The following is an 8,248-nucleotide window of genomic DNA, read 5'->3' as shown; positions in this document are numbered from 1 at the left end:
ACAATTGAGACGCGAATGTTGAAGGCGCGGACCTCGTGATCCAGCGACTCCGAATAGCCTTCCAGCGCATGTTTGGTCGCAGAATAATAAGCAGAGAGGATGCAACTGGCGACAGCGCCATCATTGAATACGTCGCCGGCGGGAAGAAGACGGTTTATCACAGCCGCGAATATCGCATCATGACGAACGACCCATCCTACCACCAGCAGCTCGCCTACCGTGCCACGTTCAACTTTGATAACGCGACGCGCCAAACCCCCATTCCCGGCAACACGGACGCGAAGGATCGCTTCATACGGGCCGATTACTATCGCGAGTGGCTCCCGGAGCCAAAGAACACGCGAGAGGCCATTGCCGCCATCCTTGCGATCGTCCGCAACGTCTCTGTCCCGTTCGGTGCGCCGAACAGGCCCCGGGAAGCCTCTATAATACTCAGTTCGCACGGCCATCGACCTCACGAACCACGCCTATTATTTCGAGCTGACGACCAGCCCTAACGTCATTTGGATGGAACTCTCCAAATTCGATCTGATGCCTGCGGCGCCGTCCTCATTCTCGCCCCGACGACATCAACCTGACAGGCGACGTGACGAAAAACTTCGAGCCCCGCAAAGTGATCTTCTAAAAGTGGTGTTTCTAGTGCATTGGGGGGAGGTGGGACGCGGCCGCCGGCATCCACCGCCAACTTTGATGCTTCTGATTCCGACACGACGCTGACGAAAGGTGTTCGCTTTCCCAAGTCCAGAATGTCAGGCTGGCTGTCGTTTTGAACGAGTAGACTTGGGACCGTCCTTTTGTAGCGGTCCCTTGCAGCGCTGCCAGATTGCGGAAGGGCGAAGAGGAGACGATCTTCGTCGCAGGCTAAGGAAGATCATGAAACGATTGCTCATAGAGTCGCTGCTTTTCCTGCTCGCGCTCACCAGCGCCGCCTGCGCCGCCGACCCGCTTCCATCTTGGAACGACACCGCGCCGAAGGCAGCTATCAAAGCATTCGTTGAAAGGGTTACTCAGGAAGGTTCGGCTGATTTTGTGCCGCCCGCCGAGCGCATCGCCGTCTTTGACAACGATGGTACGTTGTGGCCCGAAAATCCTGTACCGTTTCAAATGGCGTACGTCTTTGATGAGCTGAAGCGCCGCTCGCCGAACGAGCCCAAGCTGGCTGCCGATCCCATGGTGCAGGCGGCCCTTGCGGGCGACATAGGCAAACTCCTCGCAGGCGAGCATCACGACGGCCTGCTACGTATCGTGGCGCTCACTCATGCCGGTATTACGACCGACGACTTCCGCGCTCGGGTGGAGGCGTGGCTTGCCTCTGCTAAACACCCGCGCTTCGGCAGGCCCTACGATCAGCTCACCTATCAGCCGATGCAGGAACTCCTGCGTTACCTGCGGGCGAATGGCTTCAAGACATTCATCGTCTCGGGTGGCGGCGCGGATTTCATGCGCGTCTGGTCGGAGCGCGTTTACGGCATTCCGCCCGATCAGGTCGTCGGCTCCACGGGGCGCACGGTGTTCGAACTGCGCGACAGTGGACCCGTGCTAGTAAAAACGCTGGACTACTTGTTCGTCGACGACAAGACAGGCAAGCCGGTGGGAATTTGGGAATTTATCGGCCGCCGCCCCATCGCCTGTTTTGGTAACAGCGATGGCGACCAAGCCATGCTGGAATACACCACCATCAACAACCCGCGCCCGAGCTTCGGCCTCATCGTCCACCACACTGACAGCGAGCGGGAATACGCCTATGACGTCAATCCAAAGAGCAGCGGCAAGCTTGTCGAAGCTCTGAAGGAAGCGCCGCAGCGCGGCTGGACCATTGTCGACATGAAGAACGACTGGAATACGGTCTTTGCTTCTGACGATTCGTCGGTCACGGCCATCGACATCTTGCTGGAACCGGATGCAACGATGCTTCAACATGCCGAAGCCAACAACACCCGGCTCCTCCAGATTTACCCGCAAGGATTCGCTCTGGATGCCGCGCACCGTCCGCACATTACGATGCTTCAGTGCTTCGTCCGCACTGCGGACTTGGACAAATTATATGCTGCCGTGGAAAAGGTACTCTCGACCTCCAACGTGAACACGATGAAACTGGAGGCGTTCAAATTCTACTATGCTCCCACCGGCGCGACTGGCGTCGCCGGCATCAGAGCGAAGCCAACGCCGGTAATATTGAAACTACAGGCCGAGATCATTGACGCAGCGAAGCCGTTTATGCTGCAAACCGGCCCCATTGGCGCATTTACCGCGTCGCACGCGGATTCCGCTATCGATGCAGCCATTATCGATTATGTGTCAACGTTCGTACCGAAATTGTCTGGAGAGAACTTCAATCCGCATGTCAGCACGGGCGTCGCCCCGCGCACTTACCTCGATAAGATGATAGCCGAACCGTTCCAACCGTTCACGTTCTCGCCAGCTGGCGCGGCCGTATACCAGTTAGGCGCGTTTGGCACGGCTGCAAAGAAGCTCAAGCAATGGAATTGAAGCTTGTGGCTTGGCTATAAGCCGCCGGCATCGAAAGTATGCGTGCCAACGCTAGCTGCTTGGCCTCACTCGCGGGCTACTGCCGTGTGTCGCCACTCGACTGGGGCAGGTCACCGTCACTTCCGTACGTCGGACAGACCCCGAACTTCAAGTCACGCTCTTTTTCTAATGCTGCCCTTGGACCCCAAGCGTCCACGAAAGGCCTTCACTTACTGTCTGGAAGCCTCATCTTTTCTTTGGGTAGCCCGCTATCGTCGATATCAAAGTCAGGGTCTAGGATTGTTTTCCCCTGGACGCCGACAAATGCAGGCTGCGCTTTGATCCACAAGCTGGGCTTCTGCTGCTTGGCATAGGCAAGGAGCCGAGCATCGAGATCACGGACGATCTCGGGGTTCTGGTCTGCTACGTTAGTCGTCTCCCCGGGGTCTGTGGCGATATTAAACAACAAAGTCTTACCCGGCAGAAGAGCAATTCTGAGAAGTTTCCAGTCGCCTTTGCGGACGGCCCCTCGGAATGCTTCAACGTTGATCAGAATGTCCTCATTCGGGGACGGCACTCCGTCGGAAAGAGTTTGCCACATGTCCTTTCCATCAAAGGGATGATCGGCGCTGCCTTTGCCGCCCGCGAGCGCCAGCAGCGTCGGCATCACGTCGACCATGTGCAGCGGCTCGCTGACAACACGAGGTTTGAGCTTGGCTGGCCAATTGACGAATGCGGGTACGCGCACTCCGCCTTCGCGGAGGCTCCCTTTGCCGCCGCTGAACGGGGCGTTGGAGGCCGGCGCTTTCTCACCTTGCCCGATGCCACCCTCCTCCGTTCTCCTCTCCTCGTTGCTTTTAGCTCCTTGCGCGAAGAGACCACTCGTTGCTCCGCCATTATCGCTGGCGAAAAGGATGATCGTGTTGTCGCGCAATCCCTTCCTGTCGAGTTCGGCCACAACTCGTCCGACCTGCGTATCAAGAACGGTGATCATAGCCATGTAGGTTCGTCGGAGTTTGTCAGGCACGTTCTTGTATTGATCGATGACGCTCTGAGGCGCCTGATACGGCGCGTGAGGCGCCAAAGAGGCGAAATAGAGAAAGAACGGCGCCTTGCCGTCCTGTTGATCGATAAGTTTGACGGCATCGTCTCCAATAAGGTCCGTGTAGTAGCCGTGCTCTTTCAGGAACGTGCCGTTTCGTTGCCAGTCGATCAGGCCGCCACGCTCGCGGGTAAAATATTCAACTTCTCCGACGACGTTGCCGTAGAAATAGTCGAAGCCCCGGTTCTGCGGCCAGTATTTCCTATCGGCATGTCCGAGGTGCCACTTTCCGACCATGAGAGTCTTGTAGCCGGCATCCTTCAAAGCTTGCGGCAACGTGCGCTCGTCCATTGGCAATCCGTAGGTGTGACTGGGAAAGATAACCAACGTTTGCAGGCCATAGCGCATGGGATAGCGGCCAGTCATGAGCGCTGCACGTGACGGGGTACAGACCGGCTCGCCATAATACGACTCCAGTCGAACTCCTTCATTGGCGAGCTTGTCGATATTGGGGGTTTTAACTTCGCCGCCTCGGTAGCCAAGGTCAGCGTTGCCGAGATCGTCCGCCATGATGAAGATGATGTTCGGTCGGCTCTCTTGCGCATTGACCGGCGCAGTGAATAGAAGCCCCGAAACGGCCGCCAATGTAATGAGCCTAAAATTCATTGCGGAGATCTCCAACCGACTGCACGCGTTAGAGATGGCTGGGCGCTTTCGGTCGAAGCGCCCTCGCCAATAGAAGGTTTACTTTTCGATCGGTGTTTCCTTCAGCTTTGCAAAGACTTCATCCATGTTGAAGCTCGCCGACTTCTGCCGTTGGGGAAAGTCCTTAAACGTCGACAGGAATTGTCCCACGTAGCCCTGCGCTGGCACTAACGCGAATGCATGGTCCAGCAGCCAATCGTAGTAGGTATTAGAGGTAATGTCGGCGCGTTCGTAGGGATCCGTTCTAAGATTGAAGATTTTTGGAACGCGAAGGTTGGTAAATGGCTCCGCCCAAACGCGCAACGTACCTGGTGCGCGTTGCTCCATGAAGACAAACTTCCAGTTATCGTATCGAAGGCCCGTCAACTGCTGATCGTCGTTGACGTACAAGAACGACTCTCTCGGACTCTTCGCGGTCTGTCCCGATAAGTACGGCACCAGATTGTCGCCGTCGAGATGAACCTTGTACGTCATATCGCCGACTTTGTATCCAGTGATTAGCTTGTCCTTGACCTGCGTGTCGCCAGCGATAGCTAGGATTGTCGGTAGCATGTCGAGGTGCGCGGCGAGGTCGTTGGACACTTCTCCCGGCTTGATCTTGCCTGGCCACCGGCACATCGCCGGGATTCGATAGGCGCCTTCCCAATTCGAATTTTTCTCGTTGCGGAACGGCGTCATTGCGGCGTCGGGCCAACTGTTGATGTGCGGGCCATTGTCGGTCGAGTACATCACGAACGTATTGTCGGCGATGCCTAGATCATCCAACGCCTTCAGGATCTGTCCGACGTTCCTATCGTGGTCGATCATCGTATCGTGATAGGGACTTTGCCAACGCCCAGCCTGTCCGACGCTCTCGGGCTTGGTGTGAGTACGGAAGTGCATGTGGGTGGTGTTGATCCAAACGAAGAACGGTTTGCCCGCGTTCTTTTGGCGCTGCATGAAGTCTACGGCGCGATTGGTGATGTCGTCATCGATCGTTACCATCCGCGCCCGCGTCAAGGGGCCGGTATCGACACAGACTTGCTTGCCGACCTTGCCGAAACGAGGATCGACTGTTTCGTCGTCCTTATCGGACGCTTTGCAGTCCATGACTCCGCGCGGACCGAACCTCGCTCGAAACTGCGGGTCCGTCGGGTAGTCGGGTAATTCAGGTTCTTCCTCAGCGTTGAGGTGATAGAGGTTGCCGTAGAATTCATCGAAGCCATGCACGGTTGGCAGAAATTCGTTGCGATCGCCGAGGTGATTTTTTCCGAATTGGCCAGTCGCGTAGCCAAGCGGCTTGAGCAATTCGGCGATCGTCGGATCTTCTTTCTGAAGCCCCAGTGTGGCGCCCGGCAAGCCCACCTTGGTCATGCCCGTTCGCAGGCCAGATTGTCCGGTGATGAAAGAAGCGCGGCCGGCGGTGCAACTCTGTTCGCCGTAGTAATCGGTGAAGATGACGCCCTCTTTCGCGACGCGATCGATGTTGGGCGTCTTGAAACCCATCAACCCGTGCGAGTAGGCGCTGATGTCTGAAATTCCGATATCATCGCCCCAGATTATAACGACGTTGGGTTTCGGAGATTGAGCGTGTGCAGGCGCCGCTAATGAAAGACCTACAATGGCAAGCGCGGGTAAGCCTAGAAGTCCTCTGATATCCATATTGTTTACTCCATGCGACCCTTACTTATTGAAGCTCAACGTGAACGCGGTTGATCGTGCCATTGAATGGAAATGGCCGTTTATCGAAATATTTGAGAGAAACAGGCGATCCGAGATCGACGCCTACGTCGAACGTTTCGCTGGCGGTGAATGCGGCAGGAACGGTGCGCTTGACGTCGGCGCGCGCGACCTCATGTCCATCAACATTTAGAACAACGAGTGCAGGCGCTCCCGGCTTGGCGATGCTGGTGCCGACTTCGATCCGGTGTTTGCCGGGGGATAGCTTTTGCGCGGAGCGCGCGGTGTACCGCTCGATTATCATCATGTTGTATTCGTAGACGAGGTGGCCGTCGTCCATGTAGAGCGTGAGGCCGCCGCTCGCGCCGCCGAGAGCATAGAGAACGCCGGACGCATTCTCACCGAATACAGCGTCGATCGTGACGCGATTGCTTTCTCGACCTACGCCAGGAGCGGCAAACTCGGGCATCCGCGTCGTCGTCGCATCGAAATCCCAGCTCCTATAGGGTGTCTTTGCCCGATCTTCGGGATGAATGCGCAGCCAAATTCCCGCGCCGATGGGGAATGCATTGTTAGTCTCTGCTTCCTTTAGAAACAAAGACTTCATCTCGCTTAAGCGCTGCGGTTCCTTGCCGGCGAGATCTTCTGCCTGCGAAAAATCGGAATTGAGCTTGTAGAGCTCCCACTTGTCTTTTGCTGAATCCCAGGCTGCGAGACCTGGCGAAATGGTGAGCCACGGCGTCAACGGGCCGAACGTCGAAGCAAACCAACCGTCGTGGTAGATGCCGCGACTGCCGTTATTATCAAAATATTGTGTAACCTTGCGAGTCGGCGCCGTTGCGTCGGCGAATGTATACACCATGCTGACGCCATCGATCGGGTCTTGCTGGAAACCATCGACGACTCTTGGCGGCTTGATACCCAGGATGTCATAAATCGTGGGCACAATGTCATTGACGTGGTGAAATTGGGAGCGCGGCGTCTTATCCGGCTTGATGCGGGCGGGCCATGAAATAGCCATGGGATTCCGAGTGCCGCCGAAGTGCGACGCAATCAACTTCGTGTATTTAAATGGTGTATCGCCCGCCCACGCCCAGCCGGCGTGATACATGTTATCCATCTTCGGGCCACCGAGGGCGTCTAAACCACCCAATTGGTTCATTGCATCGATTTGCTGCTCTATGGTGTTCGGAATCTGGTTCTGCGCCAACAGCTCGCTGATGCTGCCGTTTTGTCCCTCGGCACTCGCACCATTGTCCCCGAAAATATAGAAGACGATCGTGTTGTCCCGGATATTTAGGCGATCCAATTCGTCGATGACTTTGCCGGCCTGAACATCAATGTGCTCCACAAAGCCTGCGAATACTTCCATCAACCGCCGTTGGAACGCGCGCTGATTTTCCGGAACGCTGTTCCACGCCGCCATCGTCTCGGGACGTGGCGTCAACTTGGTATCTGCGGGAATCCAGCCAAGTTGCTTTTGTCGCTCGAATGTACGCTCGCGGAGCGCATCCCATCCGTCATCGAATTGACCTTTGTATTTGTCAGCCCATTCTTTGAAGATGTGGTGGGGACCGTGCGCTGCGCCTGGAGCCCAGTACATGAGGAACGGTTTATCGGGCGAATACGCACGTTGCTTGCGCATCCACGTGATCGCTTTATCCGCCAAGTCCTCGCTCAGATGATACTTCTCAACCTGCGGGGGCTCGATCGGATTGAAATTCTCGAAGAGACGCGGCTCCCATTGCGAAGTTTCGCCCGCCAAGAAGCCATAGAAGTAGTCAAAGCCGATGCCTTCACCGGTCGGCCATAGCGTGAACGGTCCCATCGGCGTGGTTTCGGTGGCGGGTGTGTTGTGCCACTTGCCGAGGGCCGCAGTTTTGTAGCCGTAATCACCAAGGACTTTGGCGATGCTCGCCGATGTTCTTGGAATAACGCCCGTATAGCCGTCCCAATCGACGGCACGTTCGGCGATGGTTCCCGAACCCACGCGCTGGTGATTACGCCCTGTCAAAAGAGCGGCGCGCGTTGGCGAGCAGATCGAAGTCGTGTGAAAAGCGTTGTAGCTGATGCCGTCGTTTGCAATCCGAGAGAGCGTCGGCGTATGGATTGGTCCGCCATATGTATCAGGAAGTCCGAAGCCGACGTCGTCCAATAGTATGATCAGGATATTCGGTGCGTCTTTAGGTAGGTGGTCCTGCTCTACCCGCCTCTGATGTTTGGAATCTTGGAGCCTCGGGGCCGCAATGCTCGCTGATGGTGTCGGCGGGAACGGCAGTACGGATCCGTCGTTCGAAGCTGCCTTCGCAGAGCATGTGAACAGCAAAATTGGGGTCAGGACGACGATGCTCTTTACATAAAAGGCCACTGCCA

The 8,248-nt window shown here is 56.4% G+C and carries 5 protein-coding genes and 1 pseudogene; 2 read left to right on the top strand and 4 right to left on the bottom strand.

The window, feature by feature from the left end:
- Nucleotides 1-203 (bottom strand): annotated as a pseudogene (locus tag EKK30_RS17180) (hypothetical protein); the annotation flags it as partial.
- Here EKK30_RS17180 and EKK30_RS18195 point away from each other — a divergent pair.
- A complete protein-coding gene (locus EKK30_RS18195; protein ID WP_366927365.1) occupies nucleotides 120-497 on the top strand; it encodes a linear amide C-N hydrolase in 378 nt (125 codons plus the stop codon). The pseudogene EKK30_RS17180 and the gene EKK30_RS18195 overlap by 84 nt on opposite strands.
- Before the next feature lie 376 nt (nucleotides 498-873).
- Entirely contained in the window at nucleotides 874-2,490 is a 1,617-nt protein-coding gene (locus EKK30_RS17175; RefSeq protein ID WP_290986842.1) for an HAD family hydrolase, read from the top strand.
- Nucleotides 2,491-2,695: 205 nt separating this feature from the next.
- Here EKK30_RS17175 and EKK30_RS17170 read toward each other — a convergent pair whose 3' ends face one another.
- From EKK30_RS17170 to EKK30_RS17160, 3 genes are all read right to left on the bottom strand, one after another.
- Nucleotides 2,696-4,177: an arylsulfatase gene (locus tag EKK30_RS17170; RefSeq protein ID WP_290986840.1), complete on the bottom strand. Its 1,482-nt coding sequence runs from the start codon at nucleotides 4,175-4,177 to the stop codon at nucleotides 2,696-2,698.
- A gap of 78 nt (nucleotides 4,178-4,255) precedes the next feature.
- Nucleotides 4,256-5,857: an arylsulfatase gene (locus EKK30_RS17165; RefSeq protein ID WP_290986838.1), complete on the bottom strand. Its 1,602-nt coding sequence runs from the start codon at nucleotides 5,855-5,857 to the stop codon at nucleotides 4,256-4,258.
- Nucleotides 5,858-5,882: 25 nt separating this feature from the next.
- Nucleotides 5,883-8,243 carry an arylsulfatase gene (locus EKK30_RS17160; protein WP_290986835.1) on the bottom strand — a complete coding sequence of 787 codons (2,361 nt, stop codon included), beginning with the start codon at nucleotides 8,241-8,243 and terminating at the stop codon, nucleotides 5,883-5,885.
- Between the last annotated feature and the right edge of the window lie 5 nt (nucleotides 8,244-8,248).

The organism is Hyphomicrobium sp., assembly GCF_003987855.1.
GTDB lineage: Bacteria > Pseudomonadota > Alphaproteobacteria > Rhizobiales > Hyphomicrobiaceae > Hyphomicrobium_B.
This window is presented reverse-complemented; position numbering and strand designations above follow the sequence as displayed.

Coding starts and splice junctions, on each gene's coding strand:
- EKK30_RS17165 (WP_290986838.1), bottom strand. CDS start 5,857: ATGGATATCAGAGGACTTCTAGGCTTACCCGCGCTTGCCATTGTAGGT.
- EKK30_RS17170 (WP_290986840.1), bottom strand. CDS start 4,177: ATGAATTTTAGGCTCATTACATTGGCGGCCGTTTCGGGGCTTCTATTC.
- EKK30_RS17175 (WP_290986842.1), top strand. CDS start 874: ATGAAACGATTGCTCATAGAGTCGCTGCTTTTCCTGCTCGCGCTCACC.